19 protein-coding genes and 1 tRNA gene are annotated in these 17912 nt (G+C 54.6%); 13 read left to right on the plus strand and 7 right to left on the minus strand.

Annotation, left to right across the window (positions count from 1 at the left end):
• Window positions 1–10: 10 nt before the first annotated feature.
• The 3 genes from LG202_RS09660 to LG202_RS09670 form a co-directional block, all read right to left on the minus strand.
• Window positions 11–1045 (minus strand): FecR domain-containing protein, encoded by a 1035-nt coding sequence (locus LG202_RS09660; RefSeq protein WP_230348239.1) that lies wholly within the window; start codon window positions 1043–1045, stop codon window positions 11–13.
• Window positions 1046–1051: 6 nt separating this feature from the next.
• Complete coding sequence (locus LG202_RS09665) at window positions 1052–1552, minus strand: sigma-70 family RNA polymerase sigma factor (protein ID WP_230348240.1); 501 nt, start codon at window positions 1550–1552, stop codon at window positions 1052–1054.
• An 89-nt stretch (window positions 1553–1641) separates the two neighbouring features.
• The gene (locus LG202_RS09670; protein WP_230348293.1) at window positions 1642–3096 is read right to left on the minus strand and encodes a cobyric acid synthase; all 1455 of its coding nucleotides are present in this window, start codon (window positions 3094–3096) and stop codon (window positions 1642–1644) included.
• A 14-nt stretch (window positions 3097–3110) separates the two neighbouring features.
• Between LG202_RS09670 and cbiB the strand changes: the two genes are divergently transcribed.
• Window positions 3111–4064: an adenosylcobinamide-phosphate synthase CbiB gene (gene cbiB, locus LG202_RS09675; protein ID WP_230348241.1), complete on the plus strand. Its 954-nt coding sequence runs from the start codon at window positions 3111–3113 to the stop codon at window positions 4062–4064.
• Entirely contained in the window at window positions 4057–5061 is a 1005-nt protein-coding gene (gene cobD, locus LG202_RS09680) for a threonine-phosphate decarboxylase CobD (RefSeq protein ID WP_230348242.1), read from the plus strand. The genes cbiB and cobD overlap by 8 nt, the downstream gene beginning before the upstream one ends.
• Here cobD and cobC read toward each other — a convergent pair.
• Genes cobC through cobT form a run of 3 tightly spaced genes read right to left on the minus strand, consistent with a single transcriptional unit; the run spans window position 5051 to window position 7459 of the window.
• A complete protein-coding gene (gene cobC / locus LG202_RS09685; RefSeq protein WP_230348243.1) occupies window positions 5051–5626 on the minus strand; it encodes an alpha-ribazole phosphatase in 576 nt (191 codons plus the stop codon). The genes cobD and cobC overlap by 11 nt on opposite strands.
• 16 nt (window positions 5627–5642) lie before the next feature.
• Window positions 5643–6395: an adenosylcobinamide-GDP ribazoletransferase gene (locus LG202_RS09690; protein ID WP_230348244.1), complete on the minus strand. Its 753-nt coding sequence runs from the start codon at window positions 6393–6395 to the stop codon at window positions 5643–5645.
• Window positions 6392–7459, minus strand: coding sequence for a nicotinate-nucleotide--dimethylbenzimidazole phosphoribosyltransferase (gene cobT, locus LG202_RS09695; RefSeq protein ID WP_230348245.1), 1068 nt, complete (start codon window positions 7457–7459; stop codon window positions 6392–6394). The genes LG202_RS09690 and cobT overlap by 4 nt, the downstream gene beginning before the upstream one ends.
• Before the next feature lie 167 nt (window positions 7460–7626).
• Here cobT and LG202_RS09700 point away from each other — a divergent pair.
• The 11 genes from LG202_RS09700 to LG202_RS09750 all read left to right on the plus strand — a co-directional run bounded on the left by LG202_RS09700 (window position 7627) and on the right by LG202_RS09750 (window position 16978).
• Window positions 7627–7702 (plus strand) — tRNA-Phe (locus LG202_RS09700).
• A gap of 155 nt (window positions 7703–7857) precedes the next feature.
• Window positions 7858–8295: an ASCH domain-containing protein gene (locus LG202_RS09705; protein ID WP_230348246.1), complete on the plus strand. Its 438-nt coding sequence runs from the start codon at window positions 7858–7860 to the stop codon at window positions 8293–8295.
• A gap of 18 nt (window positions 8296–8313) precedes the next feature.
• Complete coding sequence (locus LG202_RS09710; protein ID WP_230348247.1) at window positions 8314–8835, plus strand: YgjP-like metallopeptidase domain-containing protein; 522 nt, start codon at window positions 8314–8316, stop codon at window positions 8833–8835.
• 198 nt (window positions 8836–9033) lie between these two features.
• Window positions 9034–9405 (plus strand): hypothetical protein, encoded by a 372-nt coding sequence (locus tag LG202_RS09715; RefSeq protein ID WP_230348248.1) that lies wholly within the window; start codon window positions 9034–9036, stop codon window positions 9403–9405.
• Window positions 9406–9532: 127 nt separating this feature from the next.
• Window positions 9533–10780, plus strand: coding sequence for a TolC family protein (locus LG202_RS09720; RefSeq protein WP_459724753.1), 1248 nt, complete (start codon window positions 9533–9535; stop codon window positions 10778–10780).
• Window positions 10777–11898, plus strand: coding sequence for an efflux RND transporter periplasmic adaptor subunit (locus tag LG202_RS09725; RefSeq protein WP_230348250.1), 1122 nt, complete (start codon window positions 10777–10779; stop codon window positions 11896–11898). The genes LG202_RS09720 and LG202_RS09725 overlap by 4 nt, the downstream gene beginning before the upstream one ends.
• Window positions 11899–14967 carry an efflux RND transporter permease subunit gene (locus LG202_RS09730; protein ID WP_230348251.1) on the plus strand — a complete coding sequence of 1023 codons (3069 nt, stop codon included), beginning with the start codon at window positions 11899–11901 and terminating at the stop codon, window positions 14965–14967.
• A gap of 1 nt (window position 14968) precedes the next feature.
• Window positions 14969–15274, plus strand: a complete 306-nt coding sequence (locus LG202_RS09735) for a DUF3240 family protein (protein WP_230348252.1) — start codon at window positions 14969–14971, stop codon at window positions 15272–15274.
• Window positions 15275–15287: 13 nt separating this feature from the next.
• Entirely contained in the window at window positions 15288–15653 is a 366-nt protein-coding gene (locus LG202_RS09740; RefSeq protein WP_230348253.1) for a rhodanese-like domain-containing protein, read from the plus strand.
• A 2-nt stretch (window positions 15654–15655) separates the two neighbouring features.
• A complete protein-coding gene (locus tag LG202_RS09745; protein WP_230348254.1) occupies window positions 15656–15901 on the plus strand; it encodes a sulfurtransferase TusA family protein in 246 nt (81 codons plus the stop codon).
• 27 nt (window positions 15902–15928) lie between these two features.
• The gene (locus LG202_RS09750) at window positions 15929–16978 is read left to right on the plus strand and encodes a zinc ribbon domain-containing protein (protein WP_230348255.1); all 1050 of its coding nucleotides are present in this window, start codon (window positions 15929–15931) and stop codon (window positions 16976–16978) included.
• A 1-nt stretch (window position 16979) separates the two neighbouring features.
• Here the strand turns inward: LG202_RS09750 and LG202_RS09755 are convergent, their stop codons facing one another.
• Window positions 16980–17882 carry a bestrophin family protein gene (locus LG202_RS09755; RefSeq protein WP_230348256.1) on the minus strand — a complete coding sequence of 301 codons (903 nt, stop codon included), beginning with the start codon at window positions 17880–17882 and terminating at the stop codon, window positions 16980–16982.
• Between the last annotated feature and the right edge of the window lie 30 nt (window positions 17883–17912).

Below are 17912 nucleotides of genomic sequence, written 5' to 3' on the forward strand. Positions count from 1 at the left end.
ATCATTTTATTTATCCAGCACTGGTCACCGTCACCCAATACCGGGTGCGCAACTGCACGCGTATCGGCAGCACGCTGGGTAGCGTCGCTAAAATTCGGTCAATATCGTTTAAAGGAAATACGCCAGAAAAACGCAAATCTGCTATCGCAGGATCGCAGCGTACAATGCCGGGAAGATAGCGTGCCAGCTCTGCCATGAAGTCTTCCAAGCGTATATTGTCGGCAATGATCTGGCCCTTGATCCAACCTAGTGCTTGCTCATCCAGTGGCACTGGCGCACCCAGACTGGTACTGGTAAAAAGCAGGCGTTCGCCCTGTTTTACAACACGATGGTTTGCGGGATTGTCAGCAAGCACAACATCCACGGCACTCTGCAACACCGCTACAGTGCTATGTCCATCCCACTGCCGCACGACAAAATGCGTGCCCAAGGCCTGGATGCGGCCTTGGGCAGTGTGTACATACAAGGGTCTAGGGTCGGCAGGAGCGCCAGACGCAGCATGCCGGGTAAGGAGTGCTATTTCACCAGCCACAAGCTGAATAACACGGGCATGCGCATCAAAGCGTACTTCTATCGCACTGGCAGTATTCAAGGTCACCATGGTGCCATCGTCCAGTGTCAGGCTACGTTGCTCACCTGCTGCAGTGTGATAATCAGCAGTGCATCTTTGCCAAAAGCTGCTACGCGAGACCACTGCACCGCTGGAGATGGCAATCGCGCCGAATGACAACAAAGTGATGATCTTGCGCCGACCAGGTAACTTAGGCATGTTGGATTGTGTATAAGGCGAGAGTACGCCATAAGCCGCCTGCGGTTGCATGCCTCCTAGCCAACCAGTGACTGCTTCGATATGAGACCAGGCATGTTCATGGTCAGGATCAGCCTCGCGCCATTGTTGCCAGCGTTGCTTATCTTCCTGCGTAGCTTCGCCCGACATCAGCAACGTCAGCCATTCGGCAGCCTCATCCGCTGCCGCTGCCTTGATTGGCCTTCCACCCACTAACAGCATGGGTACCGACACATCATGGGAATCAGGTAGGGACATCAGGCGTTACACAACCAATGCGAACAAACACTGACGGTTGGCCTTAGTAAGGTATTGCTTCACCGAGCTGGTAGACACTTGCAGACGCTCGGCAATCGCCGCATAACTCAAGCCCTCCAGATGAGCCAGCAAGAAAGTCTCTCTCACTTGTGGTGGCAAACCATCCAGCGCTTTATCAAGCTGTTGCAAGGCTTCCAGCGCCATGAGCCGTATTTCGGGTGCGGGCACCATAGCTTCTGGCAAGCAAGAAAGCATTTCCAGATAACTGGCTTCCAATAATTGCCGCCGATAACGATGTGCCATCAACCGCCGCGCTATCGTCACCAAGAAAGGCCGCGGCTCGCGGATATCATCTGCGGCATTGGCGGACATGATGCTGACAAAAGTATCTTGCGCGAGGTCATCCGCCAAGAAGGAGTCGCCCAGCTTGCGCCGCAACCAATCATGTAGCCAGCGATGATGATGGTGATACAGACTATGCAAAGATTGCGGCTGATCGACAGACATGGCGAAAGAAATATAATAAGAATTGTTCGCATTCTAATGCAAATATGGGGATGAAGGCACGACCCTGAAATGATTATTTCCTTTGCCTATCAAGGCAAATATGGCTGCAACTTGCCCCAATCCAGATGCTGTTCCACCTCATCCGCTAGGCGCTCTAGGCTAGCTTCGCGCAGAGCGATGTAATCGTAATGAGCGATTTCTTCTTGCGCCTGTTTCAGCTGGTTATATCCTGCCCAATCCAGCCAGGCCTGGGTGGCCTCGGCATGGTCAAACAAGCCATGCAGGTAAGTGCCCGCTATCTGGCCATCTACACTCAGAGCTCCTTCTGGCTGGGCCCCCAAATACAGCAAGGGACGCTTGAGGGCTGAGCCGCTGCTGACACCCATGTGGATTTCGTAGCCGGTAACGGTCGCGTCAGCAAACGTGAGTTTGCCTTCGACTTGTTTGAGGTGCTTTTCCTTGGTGAGCGTAGTTTCCATATCCAGCCAGCCAAAACCATCGCTAGAGCCAGCATCGCCTTCCATACCATGTGGATCATGAATATGGCGGCCCAGCATCTGGAACCCGCCGCAAATACCAAGCACTTTACCGCCATAGCGCAGGTGGCGGGCGATTTTATCGCGCCAGCCATGAGCTTCAAGCACGGCCAGGTCGCCACGTACATTTTTGCTGCCAGGCAGGATAATAAGGTCGGCCGGGGGCACAGGCTCATTGAGTTCAATAAACTGGAAATCAACATGCGGATGCATACGCAGGGCGTCCATGTCAGTGTGGTTGCTGACATGAGGCAGCACCGGGGCAATAACGCGTAGCCAGGTCTGCGATTTTTCTGGGGTATCTCGCGCCACGCTATCTTCGGCTTCGAGATGCAGGTTGCGCAGGTAAGGCAGCACGCCAAGCACGGGTTTGCCGGTTTCCTGCTCCAGCCAATCCAGGCCGGGTTGCAGCAAGGCAATATCGCCGCGGAAACGATTGATGACAAATCCAACAACACGCTTTCTTTCCGACTCGGAGAGCAAAGCCATGGTGCCGACAATATGAGCAAACACGCCGCCGCGATCAATATCTGCAATCAGGATCACCGGGCAATCTGCCGCTTCGGCAAAGCCCATGTTGGCAATATCGTTCTGCCGCAGGTTGATTTCCGCAGGGCTACCCGCGCCCTCGACAATGATGCACTCATACTGCTCGCGCAGCCGCTGCCATGAGGCCAGCACCGCTTCGCGTGCTTTGGGCTTGTAGGCGTGGTAGGCCGTAGCCTCAAGATTGGTGAGGACCTTGCCATGAATAATGACTTGGCAGCCGGTGTCAGTATTCGGCTTGAGCAGCACCGGGTTCATGTCGGTATGCGGTTGCAAGCCACACGCCTGCGCCTGCACCGCCTGCGCACGGCCTATCTCGCCACCATCGCTGGTCACAGCGGAATTGAGCGCCATGTTCTGCGGCTTGAATGGCACGACACGCACGCCCCTGCGGTACAATACCCGGCATAACGCAGCCACCAGCGTGCTTTTGCCCGCGTCGGAGGTGGTACCCTGAACCATCAATGTGTTGGCATATGTCATTGGCCCATTATCCCATTAGTTTCCTTGCAACCCCAGCCCTGCTGATCGCCGCCCTGTTGCTGGATCGGCTGCTAGGCGAGCCTGGACGCTGGCATCCGCTGGTAGGTTTTGGCAACCTGGCCTCCACACTGGAAAAACGCCTCAATCGCCAGCATGCGCCACTCACGGCGCGCGTGATGGGCCTGCTAGCCTGGCTGACCTTGCTGCTGCCAGCATTTGTGCTGGCCTACTGGCTCACGCAACTCACGTATGGCTGGCTAGTCGACATCGTGCTGCTGTATTTCGCTATCGGTGCACGCAGCCTCAAGGAGCATGCCTTGCGCATTTACCACGCACTCTCCCGGCAAGATTTACCTGCCGCACGCCATGCCGTGGGGATGATTGTGAGTCGTGACACCGCTGAACTCAACGAGCGTGACATTGCCACCGCCAGCGTGGAATCGGTACTGGAAAACGGCAATGATGCCATTTTTGGTGCGATATTCTGGTTTGTGCTCTTAGGCGGCCCTGGCGCACTGTTGTTCAGGCTAGCCAACACGCTAGATGCCATGTGGGGCTACCGCACCCCGCGCTTTCTTTATTTCGGCTGGGCCGCCGCACGGTTAGATGATCTGCTCAACCTTATCCCCGCCAGGCTGACAGCCTTGAGCTATGCGCTGTGTGGGCATATTAGGAGTGGATTATCGTGCTGGTGGCAACAAGCACGGCTATGGTACAGCCCCAATGCGGGGCCGGTGATGGCCGCAGGCGCAGGCGCTTTGCAGGTCACACTGGGAGGCAAAGCGCGCTACCACGGGCAAGATAAGCTACGCCCCACACTAGGCACAGGGCCAGCCGCCTCGGCACCCAGCATTAATGCCGCGGTTCGGCTGGTAGATCGCAGCATTGTGATCTGGTGTTTGGTGATTATCGTGGCTTACGCCTTGCTCGGAGCATGCCATGCTTGAGCACGGAGGCAACTTGCACCATGCGAGCCAGCAATACGGCATCTCATTAGCAGATTGGTTAGACCTTTCCACTGGTATCAACCCGCATGGCTACCCGGTGCCAGACATTCCCACAGCAGCCTGGCAACGCCTGCCAGAAACGGATCAGCAACTAGAAGACATTGCGGCACATTATTACGGTGCCCAGCACCTGCTGACGACTGCAGGCTCGCAAGCCGCGATACAAACATTGCCCAGGCTACGCGCAACATGTCGGGTAAGCTTCCTTGGCCCCATGTATGCAGAGCACGCGCATGCCTGGCGACAACAAGGGCATCACGTCAGCGAACTCCTGCACCTGCCCGAAACCAGCGAACTCGCTAATATCGACGTACTGATTCTATGCAACCCTAACAACCCCACTGCTCGGTTGATTCCCCCGGAAACGCTGCTGATCTGGCACCAGGCACTGGCCCAGCATGGTGGCTGGCTCATTGTTGATGAAGCCTTCATGGATACAACACCGGAGCATAGCGTGGCCGCATTCAGCCACTTGCCCTGCCTGATTATCTTACGTTCATTGGGTAAATTTTTTGGCCTCGCCGGTGCCAGGATCGGGTTTCTGCTTGCCGATCCAACATTATTGCGCAGCGCAGCAGATATTTTAGGTCCTTGGCCTGTCACTGGCCCCGCAAGAATCGTGGCCCAGGCCGCATTGGCGGATGTAAGCTGGCAAGAGCAGAACCGCGCCAGGCTAATCAAAGAAAGCCAACAACTAGCTACGTTATTACAAGGATCTGGCCTAGATACGCTCAATGGTTGCGCATTGTTTCAATGGCTGAAGCCGGATCATGCTGAGGACCAGCATAGACAACTGGCAAGCCGGGGGATATGGACACGCCATTTCCCTGCCCAGCAAGGGCTACGCATTGGGCTACCTACCATAGAGGGCTGGAGCAAGCTGCGTCAGGCGCTGCTAGCACTCGGGCTAGCAGACTCACCCCAGTTCAGCGATTAACGTAGGCTACCTTCGTGACACGGTCATCCAGAATGATCTTGCTCACGCTGGCATAATCCACCTGTAATTTAAACGTGTGCACCAAAGGCAATTCCAGCGCATATCCCGTCAAGGCACGGATAACACCTGCATGCGTGAACACCAGCGCTGGCTGGTCATCATGCTGCAACTCTGCAATAAAGGCTTGCGCACGCTGTGAAAGTTGCAAGAAAGATTCCCCGTTCGGCGGCACATGGCGCACATGATCTTCTGCCCAAACATCCACCAGGCCACGTGGAATATCATTCCAGGACTGCATTTCCCAATCGCCAAAATTCAGCTCCTTGAGCCTGGCATCCCGCTTTACCGTGATTTGTGGACTGAATGTCGCCGCCATCGCCTCTGCCAACTTGACGCAACGCTGCAACGGGCTGCTATAAATCACGGGATTACGCAGATGCCCGAGTTTAGGATGCAGGGCTTCAAACTCGGCAAGAAAAGTTTCTGTCACATCAACATCGCTATGCCCGTAACAGGTGCCAGGCAACACGGCAGGCGTCGTATGACGCACCAGGTAAATTTCCAAATCACTTACTCCACACTCAATTTGCCACGCATAGCAATACGCCCAGATAAAACGCCAGCTCAGTGAACTGCTGCATGGCACCCAGGCAATCTCCGGTGTATCCACCCAGGCGCTGCCTGAGCTTACGACTGAACCAAAGCCAAACCAGCACAACAGGCACCCACGCCAACCACAAGCCAGCAGGCAACAAAGCCAGTGGCGCAAAGCCGGTGAATAATGCCACGCCTAAGCTGGTAGCACTCAGCTTGTGCGCCAGCGGCTTAGCCTTGCCTTCTTCCCGCACATACTCCTGCGAAGCAATGACCAACACGGCAGCCAGGCGGCTCACCGCATGCGCTGCCAACATCACGAAAGGTAATATCTCCAGGGGAATATGGCTTAGGCTAACAAATTTGAGCAGCAAGGCCAGCACCAAGGCGATCGCCCCATAACTGCCGATGCGTGAATCCTTCATGATGGTGAGCACCTGCTCCTTGGTCCAGCCGCCACCGAGACCATCCATGGTGTCTGCCAGCCCATCTTCATGAAACGCACCCGTCAGCCACACACTAGCCACCATACTCAGGATGATCGCCACCATCACAGGCAACTGCAGGTGCAAACTTGCCAACAACACCAGCGCGGCAAGTAAACCCACAATCATGCCGACTAATGGGAAATAGCGTGCGGCATCATTCAACTCTGCCGGATCAAAGCCTTTGATAGCAGGCAAGGGCAGGCGCGTCAGAAAGCCCAATGCTAGGAGAAACAAGCGCCACTGATGCTTCATGAAGCATCCTGGCGGCTGATATTTGCAGAATCAAATGAAGCCATCTGGTTGAGAAAATTCACGGCAGCCTGCACTAGCGGGTAAGCCAGCGCTGCCCCCGTTCCCTCACCCAGTCGCAAACCAAGATTCAGCAATGGCTTCGCCTGCAACTGCTCCAACACCAACTGATGTCCAGCCTCATCAGAACAATGCGCAAAAATACAATACTCCAATATGGCAGGAGCAATGCGGCTCGCCACCAGCAAAGCAGCTGTGGCAATAAAACCATCAATCAACAAAGCCACCCGGCGTTCCGCAGCGCCCAGCATGGCACCCACCATCATGGCAATCTCAAAGCCACCAAATGTTCTCAATACAGCCAAAGGGTCACTACTATCCACTTTATGCCGCGCAATTGCCTGACTGATGACCTCTGCCTTGTGAGCGACACCTGCATCATCCAGGCCAGTGCCCCTCCCAACACATTGTTCCACCGGCAAATTGCATAGTACCGCCACCAGCGCCGAGGCCGAAGTAGTATTACCTATCCCCATTTCGCCAAAACCCATGATGTTAGTGCCAGCATCTGCCTCTGACTGGGCGAGCTTATAACCCTTGATCAAGGCTTGGGCACACATACTGGAAGACATGGCCGCCATCTTGAGGAAATTATTAGTGCCCATGCTGACCTTGGCGCGTATCAATTCCGGATGCGCAGAAAACTCATGACACACCCCTGCATCGACAATCCGGATACGCATGCCATTTTGCTGGGTAAACACATTAATACCTGCGCCACCGGCAAGAAAGTTCATCACCATTTGCCGCGTCACTTCCTGCGGATATGGGCTGACACCTTCCTCAACCACCCCATGATCACCAGCAAACACCAGCATGGCAGGGCGTTGCAGCACTGGCGTCAAAGACTGCTGGATTAATCCCAGCTGCAAAGCCACATGCTCCAGCTTGCCCAATGCGCCAATAGGCTTGGTTTTGTTATCGATCTTGGCTTGTAATGCAACTGCCAGGCTTTGATCCAAGGGAGGTATAACAAATGCTGGCAAGGACGACGTTGGGAAGCTCATGAAATTTACTTTTCAAATCAAGCCCGAAGCATAACCGACCCCGCCATTTTTTTAAACTAGAGGAATAAAACCGGAAAATTTTCGATCTCAGCTAGACGAAACGCCGAAGTTTGCTATAATGCTGGCCTTGCGTGAGCTTCTAGAGCCAACGTAATCCAAGTAGTAAAGGCCAGGTAGCTCAGTTGGTAGAGCAGCGGATTGAAAATCCGCGTGTCGACGGTTCGATTCCGCCCCTGGCCACCAAGGAATATCAAAGGGTTAGCTTCAGTGATGAGCTAGCCCTTTTTCATTTTTAGCAATTTCCTGCAAAACATTGCGCGCCTGAGCATTTCAGGCGCCTTTGATAGTCGCACCTGTACAATGTCCGCTTTGGCTATCTCGTCTTATCTAAAAGCCTCATGAAAGCCCTCTCCTTTTATCAACCTATTGCCTGGATGTTGGCCCATGGTCATTTTGTTGTCGATGACAGAACCTGGATTCCTTATTACCGAGGGCCAATCGCGATTCATGCCAGCAAAACAGGGCTAGAGGAATATATTCATTACTGTAGGCAGATTGCTGGCGTTGATGTGCCTGATATGGTCGACCTCGAGCGTGGGGGGATTATCGGCGTGGGTGAGCTGGTTGATGTGCTGAGGCCTGGTGAATCCGGTGGCTTCCCGCTTGAAAAGCGCGCCTATAGCGGCCCCGGTCACTATGGGCTGGTCTTTGCCAATGTGACCCCTGTGGCATTCATTCCATACCGTGGAAAGCCCGGGCTGTTTGATCTCGATTTCGACCCTCGAACTTACCAAGCGCCCAAGGTTATTGCCCCCCAGAGAAACTTATTCGATTAAAACACCCTATTATTCCCCATGGCACATCTTCCCTATCTTAACGGCTACCCCGCACCTCTGCTGGCACAGGTCTGCACCATGCTGGAACAAGGGCGGCTGGGTCAGTGGATAGCGCATAAATACCCTGCGCGGCATGACGTGCAAACGGATAAGTCGCTGTATCAATATGTCTCTGACATCAAACAGCGGTATCTGAAGAATGCCCCTGCTCTCGCGAAAATACTGTTTGATAACCAGCAACATCCAGTAAAGGGAACGCTAGGGACGAATACCTTTGTCGCCCGGGTGCAAGGCAATAAGCTAAAGAACAAGAATGAAATACGTATTGCCGCGCTTTTTCGTGAGGCGCCCGCAGAGTTTCTACGGATGATTGTGGTACATGAACTCGCGCATCTGAAGGAAAAAGACCACAACAAAGCCTTTTACCAATTGTGCGTGCATATGGAACCCGATTACTTGCAGCTGGAGTTTGATATGCGTGTATGGCTGACTTGGCGCGAGTATCAACCGTCATTGACTGCAAAATCTGTTCCTGCCTAAATGTAGCCCTTCATGCAACTTTGATCCATGTCATCGGACTGTCAAAAAGCAGTGATACTATCTTAATAAGAGATCAACAATTACTCCTGATCTTCTGCCATCTGGTTGTCAAATAAGCACAAAAGCTTTATCTTAGGCTCGTATTTCATAGGCGTCCCAATCACTTTAATGCTTTCCCGGCGGTTCAAGAAATTTTCCATGTATCTGGTATTGCTGCTTGCCATGCTGCAAGTGCTTTCGCCATTGATACATGCGCACCCTGCCGGGACACCATTGTCAGGAATGGGTAGCGGTATCCATGTGCATGACGTCCTCAGCGGGTTTGACAACAACTGGACCATGCCAGTCGTCCATACCCAGCATCATTACGTGCAGGTGATTGGCGTAGGCAATGCCTATGAGCCCGAGCGCCTGAATTTACCCAACCTATTCCTGCTAGCCTCCTGCCTGCTGCTTGCCTTGTGTTTTGGCGGCGCAACGCGCCGTGTCTATTGGCGCGAGCATAACTGCCGCCCCACTCCTACCCCTACCTATTTCAGCTCCCCGCTGCGCGCCCCACCTCTACGTTGATTCATCCCCACTAGCCTAGCGCTGTTTTGCGCTGGACGCTGTGCTCTGCATTGTGTTGGAGCACTGGATCAACCATTAGAGGGTCTCGATTTTGAAAGCATCTCGAACGACATGGCTTGTGTTCGCCATGTGTTGCCTATTTTTCCAGGCGCAAGCCGCACCTGATGAATTAGACGGCAATGAAGCATTTCCTCCCATTCATATCGACCATGACGATGTGCTGGAGGGTAGTACAACACTTTCCATGTTTCAGGTGTTGGAAGCAGCCTATGCCCGCAACCCGCAGCAAAAGCTGTTGCAGGCGCTGGATGGCGAGGCGCAAGCCAGCTATACACGTGCCAAAAGCATGTTGCCCATGGCACCTGCCGTGGGTGTTCGCCACGTCAACGATAGCCTCAGTAGTGGCCGCGGGGAGCGTGAGTGGGAAGCTGGCTTGGACTTGCCAGTCTGGTTACCGGGGCAGCGCGCCGCCAGGCAAGCCGTTGCAGACCATGCCCAGGAAGGGGTAGCAGCAAGCCGGGAAGGCTTCATGATGCAACTCGCAGGACTAGTGCGCGACACGGTCTGGGATGTGGCAATGCGGGAAAATGACCTCAAGCTGGCACAATACCGGCACAAGAACGCGCAAGCCATCCATAAAGATGTCATGGCGCGTTTCAAGGCCGGGGAACTGCCACGCACCGACACTATGCTGGCCGAGGATGAAACCTTGAAAGCACAAGCCGCGGTTATCCGAGCTGAGGCCGAAGTCAAGCATGCAAGGCATCGCTATACGCAGCTCACCGGCCTCGATATCTTGCCAGCCCGGCCTACAGAAGATTTGGCCAGTATCCGCACTTTGCAGGACAACCATCCTTTGTTGAAGGAAGCCAGAACCAAGCTGGCGCTGGCAGAAGACGAAGTGCATCTGGTGAATATCGAAAAACGCGAGAACCCGATGGTGAACGTGGGTACGCGCACCATTCGCGGCGGCTTTGATACCCAATTCAACAGCGCGCTCACTGTGAGCCTGCGCATCCCCTTCGATGCAGAAGTGCGCTCAGCTCCCATGCTAGCTGCTGCCAACAGCAACTTGGCCCGAGCCTCGGCAGAGCTGGAACGGCTACGCCTGGTGATGCAGACCATGCTGCATGAAGCCATGCACAACCTGGAAGTCACTCACGAAGAACTGGAGATTGCCACGCGCCAGCGTGACCTTGCACAGGAAAACCTGCGCCTGTCCCGCAAGGCTTTCCAGCTTGGTGAAAGCGATCTGGTGAGCCTCATGCGCATCCAGGCACTGGCCACTGAAGCAGAGCGGGCATATCGCAGCCGCCAAACCCAAATGAAATGGGACATTGCCAAATACAATCAGGCAGTAGGAGTTTTGCCATGAACATGAACAAGATCACCGTGATAGCGCTCTACCTGGGCTGTAGCCTGCACGCTATCGCGGCAGAAACCATTACCATCACACCGCAGCAACAAGCTTCCCTTGGCATCCGCACGGGTCAAGCTGAAGCAGTCACTACCGTCCACAGCCTCAAATTGCCCGGCGAGGTGATTCTACCCGTGGGCAAAGAGCATATTGTCAGCGCACCGCAAGCAGGCCTGATCGACAGGATGTATGTAGGCGCAGGCCAACAGGTGCAGCGCGGTCAACCAATGGCACATCTCAGCAGTCAGGAACTGACGACCCTGCAACGTGATTACCTGCAATCGCAAACCCGGCAACGCCTTGCCAAGAAAAATCTGGATCGCGATGCGGAGCTGTTTAAGGATGGCATTATTGCCGAACGCCGTTATCTCACCACGCAAGCCGAGTTTGAGGAAGCCGACACCGCCTTGCAACAAGGCCGGCAGAGCCTGCGCATTGCAGGCCTTGGCGATACAACGATTGACGGCATCAAGAACGCCCGCCATCTTGGCAGCGGAACGACATTGACAGCGCCCATCAGCGGCCAGGTGATCGAGCAAAACATCAGCACCGGGCAACGTGTAGATCCTGCGACTGCGCTATTCAGGATTGCCGATCTCTCGACACTATGGCTGCTGATTCATGTGCCGGTTGATGCATTGGGAACTATCCACAATGGCACCAACGTGACTCTTGATGCCCAGGGGATTAGTGGCAAAGTGATCAGCATTGTGCGCAACACCACCCGCAACCAGCAGACAGTGCAGGTACGCGCCGAATTTCGTGACCCTGAACAACGCTTGGTACCGGGGCAATTCGTCGAAGCACAACTGGCACTGAATCAATCAAACGATCAGGCGAATGTCACGCCAATGTTCCGCCTGCCACGCACCGCAATCACGCGTTATCAAGGCAAGGCATATGTGTTCAGCCAACGTAGTGCGCAAGATTTCGAGCCGCAACAGGTTGAGGTGGTTGCTGACAATGGTGCGCACATCACGATCAAGTCTGGCAATGCACTGCGCTACCCCATCGCCATTAGTGGCATCGCCACGCTCAAGGCGATGTGGACCGGCCACTCCGGGGAGGACAATTAAATGCTGACCTCTCTGATTCGGCTCGCACTGACGCAGCGCTTGTTCATGCTGGTCATGACGGCCATCCTGGTCGGTGCCGGAGTACAGGCGTTCCGCCAATTACCCATTGACGCATTTCCCGACGTGTCATCTACCCAGGTCAAGATCATTATCAAGGCACCGGGCATGCCCCCCGAGGATGTCGAGGCACGCATCACCGCGCCTATTGAAATCGAGATGCTAGGGCTACCCAACCAGACCATGCTGCGCTCTGTCGCGAAGTATGCACTAACAGACATCACGATCGACTTTGCCGATGGCACGGATATCTACTGGGCCAGGCAGCAGGTCACCGAACGCCTGAATAGTGTCTGGGATAAATTGCCGCCTGATGTCACTGGCGGGGTAGCACCGCTTACCACGCCGCTGGGTGAGATGTTTATGTTCACCATCGAAGGCGATCTGCCATTGCAGGAAAAACGCAGCCTGCTCGACTGGGTGATCCGTCCACATTTACGTACCGTGCCGGGCGTTGCCGATGTCAATCCGCTGGGGGGTACCGTACGCAGCTTTGAGATTGTGCCAGATCGCGCACGCATGTATGCCCGCGGCATCAGCATGGATCAACTGCAACAGGCACTGGAGCTCAATAACCGCAACGATGGTGCCGGGCGACTTGATGATGGAGAGGAGTCGTTGCTGGTACGGGCAGAAGGTCGCTTCCAGAACCTGCAGGATGTCGAAGAAACTGTTGTGCGCAGTACTGCTGGCTCACCCCCGGTACGTATTGGCGACTTAGCGACTGTGAAGATAGGCGCACTCACCCGCTATGGTGCTGTCAGCGCCAACGGCCAGGGTGAGGCGGTACAAGGCCTGGTGCTTAGCCTGCGTGGTGCCAATGCCAAAGAGGTCGTACAGGCGCTCAAAATCAAGCTTGATGAAATCACGCCACAATTGCCCAAGGGCGTGACCCTGCATACGTTTTATGACCGTAGCTCACTGGTAGACCGGGCAATAGCGACTGTCAGCAAAGCCTTGATAGAAGCCATCGCGCTGGTCGTTGTGCTGCTGATCCTGTTCCTCGGCAACCTGCGTGCCGCCCTCACCGTGGCGCTGTCGTTACCGCTGGCGGTACTCATCACCTTCATACTCATGAAGCAGTTCAATATTTCTGCCAATCTCATGAGTCTGGGTGGGCTGTCCATCGCCATCGGCATGCTAGTCGACGCTGCGGTTGTAGTGGTCGAGAACGTCGTCTCGCACCTGGCACATGGTGAGCAATCCCGCCTGCCGCGCCTGCACTTGATTTTCCGCGCAGTGAAGGAGGTAAGCGTACCTGTCACCTCAGGCATCCTGATTATCATCACGGTATTCCTGCCCCTGCTTACGCTACAAGGCCTGGAGGGCAAGCTGTTCTCGCCGGTGGCTCTTACCATTGTGTTTGCGCTGTCAGGTTCATTGCTATTGTCGTTTACCGTGATCCCAGTGCTGGCATCCTTCCTGTTGGGCAAGGTCAGCCATGAAGAACCCTGGCTGGTGCGCAAGGCCTTGCAGCTTTATCAGCCAACCCTGCACTGGGCATTGGACCATGGCCGCCTGGTGTTCGGTATCGCATTAGCTTTATTGGTCGCAACAGGGTTTGTCTACACCCTGATCGGTAAAACATTCATGCCGGAAATGGATGAAGGTGACCTGGTGATGCAGACGGAAAAGCTGCCTTCCATTAATCTGGAGTCTGCCCTGGCAATCGATAAAGTCGTGCAGCAGAAAATCCTGTCAACAGTGCCGGAAGTCACGCAGATGGTTGCACGTACGGGCACAGATGAAATCGGCCTTGACCCGATGGGACTCAACCAGACCGATAGCTTTCTGGTGCTAAAGCCACGTGCGGAGTGGCGCTCGCCGCATAAGGATGCTTTGCTCGATGAGTTGCGTAAGGTCATGCAGGATATCCCCGGCATGCACTATGCCTTTACCCAACCCATCGAGATGCGCGTCAACGAGATGATTCTGGGCGTGCGTGGAGATCTTGCCATCAAGATATTTGGGCACGACATTGAAGAGCTCAATCGCCTGGCGCTCAAAACCGTTGATGTGCTGCAACAGATTCAGGGTGCAGAGGATGTCTACACGCCCATCAACAGCGGCGTGCAATACCTGCGTATTACTGTCGACCGTCTCGCGGCTGGCCGCCTTGGCATTGATATTTCCCAGCTTGAAGATATCCTGCGCGCGCAACTCGAGGGCAAGCAGCTCGGCATCGTGCAGGAAGGCCCGCGCCGTACTCCGGTACTGCTGCGTGGTAGCCAGGATTTGCAGCAATCTGCTGCCGAGTTTGGTAATTTACGCATCACCTTGCCCGATGGCAGCAATGTGCCGATTGCCACAGTAGCCAAGCTGGAGCGTGTTGATGGCCCGGTAAAAATAGATCGCGAACGCGGCAACCGCATGGTGGTGGTCATCGCCAATGTGCGTGACCGCGACCTGGTCGGCTTTGTAGAAGAAGCCCAGCACACAGTGCAACAGCAAGTGAAGCTACCGCAAGGCTATCTGATGAAATGGGGTGGGCAATTCGAGAACCAGCAACGGGCTGCCGCACGGCTCGCGATTGTCGTGCCTTTGGCTATCGGACTGATTTTCCTGCTGCTGTTCGCCACCTTCCGCTCGGCACGCCAAGCCAGCCTTATTCTCTGCAATATCCCCTTTGCGATGATAGGTGGTGTCTTTGCGCTTTGGGCCTCGGGTGAATATCTCTCCGTGCCTGCATCGGTCGGCTTTATCGCCTTGCTGGGCATTGCAGTATTGAATGGCGTGGTCATGATGAGCTATTTCAACCAGTTGGCCGAACAAGGCATGAGCATCGCACAAGTCGTGATTGAAGGTGCCAAGCGCCGCCTGCGCCCTGTCCTCATGACAGCCAGCATTGCAGCCTTCGGCTTGGTGCCCCTGTTGTTTGCCACCGGACCTGGCTCGGAAATCCAGCGGCCTCTTGCCATCGTTGTCATCGGCGGGTTGGTGACATCCACCCTGCTGACGCTGGTGCTGCTGCCCATTCTTTATCGTCGCTTCGGCATACCGGAAAGGAATTGATATGTTGCATCACTTGGTACACATCCTGGTGTCACCCAAACTAGAAGATGCCATGGTTGACTGGCTGCTGACACAAGAGCCAGCCCTCCTCTTTGAAACCAGCCGGGTGCAGCAATATGGCCGCCCCCTGGACAGCCTGACTGAACGGGTGACAGGCTTTCGCCTGCAATTACTCTTTATGCTACAAATCCCGGCAACGGCATTGGGCACCTTCCTGCCAGCATTAGAGGAAACCTTTGGCAAAGAGGCCATCCACTACCGTGTGCTGGCACTCAGCCACAGCCATATCCCCTTGGCAAGAGCCTAAGGCTGGCTATGGTATGATGTGCCGTTTATCACCAGCGACACCGCCCATGGCCAGCCATATCGATATTGATGCCAGCGAACTGCATACCCTGCTTGAATCACAGAACACCATCCTGATTGATGTCCGCAACGACGATGAAGTCGCGCGCGGCATCATCAAGGGCGCCATGCACATGCCAATGGCCGTGATTCCCGGCATTGGTAACTTGTTGTGCGAACACAATGACACGGCGCTGATTTTCTACTGTCACAGCGGCATACGCTCGGCACAAGCCGCTGCCTTTATTGCCAACATGGAACGCGACAACGTTTACAACCTGCGTGGCGGCGTTCTGGCATGGGCCAATGCTGGTTATTCCTTTGTAACGAAAACTGATTGATTATGGAATTTCATCAAGAGCTAGACGCGCGCGGCCTCAGATGCCCACTACCCATTCTGCGTTGCAAAAAGGCATTGTCCGACGTTGCCGCAGGCGAAATCCTCAAGGTCACCGCCACTGACCCTGGCTCGGTGAAGGATTTCCAGGCATTCTGCAAACAGACCGGGCATGAAATGCTTGCCATGGCGGAAAACGCGGATGCGCCAGAGAAAGAATTCATCTTCCATATCAAGAAGCGGCTAGCCTGACCTCACAACAACCAAGGAGCCAGCATCATGAGTAAAGGGTTGAGATTATCCGAGAAGTGGTTTCGACGTGGTTTGTGGCTGGTTGCCTTCATCTTCGCCAACTTTCTCATCGGGATGGGTCAAAGCGTCATCCAGGATTTGCCGCGGGTTGAACATCACTACTCCACCGAGGATTTCCTTGACCATGCGCAAGCAGACCCCCTGCGCGCAAGCCTGGATAGCACGCGACAGCAACGCCAGGATATTCATGACACGCTGCAACAAGCCCAGTTAAGGCGCAATACGGCGACGACAGATTATCAAGCGGCCCGTGATACCTTCAACAACTGGCTCTCCACACGCCATGCCACCGAGCAAGCATCACAAGATACAGAGCTGATCAGCCGCGCGCAGCAACTGGACAAACTCAAGGCCGTGGAGCGCGAGGCCCAATCCAGTGTCGAGCAACTGGAAAAGCAGTCACTGGACGTTCATCAGCAAGAGTCTCGCGTACAACAACAGCTGGAAAAACTGCAGCAAACGGCTTACGAGCATTATGAGGCCGCCATGCATGCACAGGAAATCCGTGTTTTCCTCTATCGACTGGCCTTGACCTTACCCTTACTACTGCTGGCGGCCTGGCTATTCTTGAAGCACAGGAAAAGCACATACTGGCCCTTCGTCTGGGGTTTCATCTTCTTCGCGGTATTCGCGTTCTTTGTCGAGCTGGTGCCCTACCTCCCCAGCTATGGCGGTTATGTCCGTTACGGTGTAGGCCTGCTACTGACCATCTTGATCGGGCGACAAGCTATCATCTCGCTCAACAGATATCTTGAAAAACAGAAGCTGGCAGAACAACAGCCCGAAATAAAGCGCCGCGAAGAGCTCAGCTACGACACAGCACTGGCACGGCTTGCCAAGAATGTGTGCCCTGGTTGTGAACGTAATGTCGACCTGAAAGATGCCTTGAACGACTTCTGCCCGCATTGTGGCATTGGCCTGCATAACTATTGCACGGCTTGCAATGCGCGCAAGAGCGCTTTCTCTCGCTTCTGCCACAAATGCGGCACATCTGGTGCCCAGCCCACAGCCGATTAAGCTATAACAGCACACCCTCTTGCGCCTGCAATGCAGGCGGCAATGGCTCATCCAGCAACTCCAGTATGCCAATCTCGATATTGCGGCTCATGGCATCCAGCGGCAAATCGTTAGGCTCGGTGCCAAACGGGTCGGCAATCTGGTCACCCAGGGCATCCAGCCCAAAGAAGGTATAGGCCAGAATGCACACCGCCACAGGCGTGAGCCAGCCTATGCTATCCACCAGGCAGAACGGCAGGAGGAAACAATACACATGCACCACCCGGTGCAACATCAAAATGTAGGGGTAAGGAATCGGCGTACTCTTGATACGCTCGCAACCACCCAGCACATGCGAGAGCTGATTGATCTGGGCATCCATCTGCGCCAGCAGGATGGGATCCAGTTTCGATAGTCGCGCATACTCCGTCACACGCTTTCCCAATGTCATCAACATTAATGATGGTGCGTGAAGCTGGCGCTTTACCTCATCATCCGCAATTCGATTGGTATTATCATATATAACGTCACGCAAAAAATTTCGCATGGCGTATGGATAAGCCAGCAAAGGTTGCAGCAGATACAAGCGCTCTTCGCGATCGAGTTGTGGAAAAAACTGCTGCACTTGGCGCGTAAAATTGCGTGCACTGATCAACAATTCTCCCCATAGCGTGCGCGCCTCCCAGAAACGCTGATAAGCCGCGCTGTTGCGAAAACCAAGGAAAATCGCCAGCGTCAGCCCCCACAAGGTGAACGGCGTAGCCGTCAACGTCACCTTGTAGTGGTATAGGGTTCCGTGGGTCGCCACCACCAGCGAACTCAGCACTGTAGTAAACAGCACCTTGCGCCAGATCGCAGGAATAATGGAACCCTTGAGTGAAAACAGCAGCACCCGGGCGCTGGGATTCTGTGGATGAGTAATCATGAACTTCTCCTGTTATCCCGACCCGGGCGA

The organism is Methylobacillus methanolivorans (assembly GCF_054588515.1).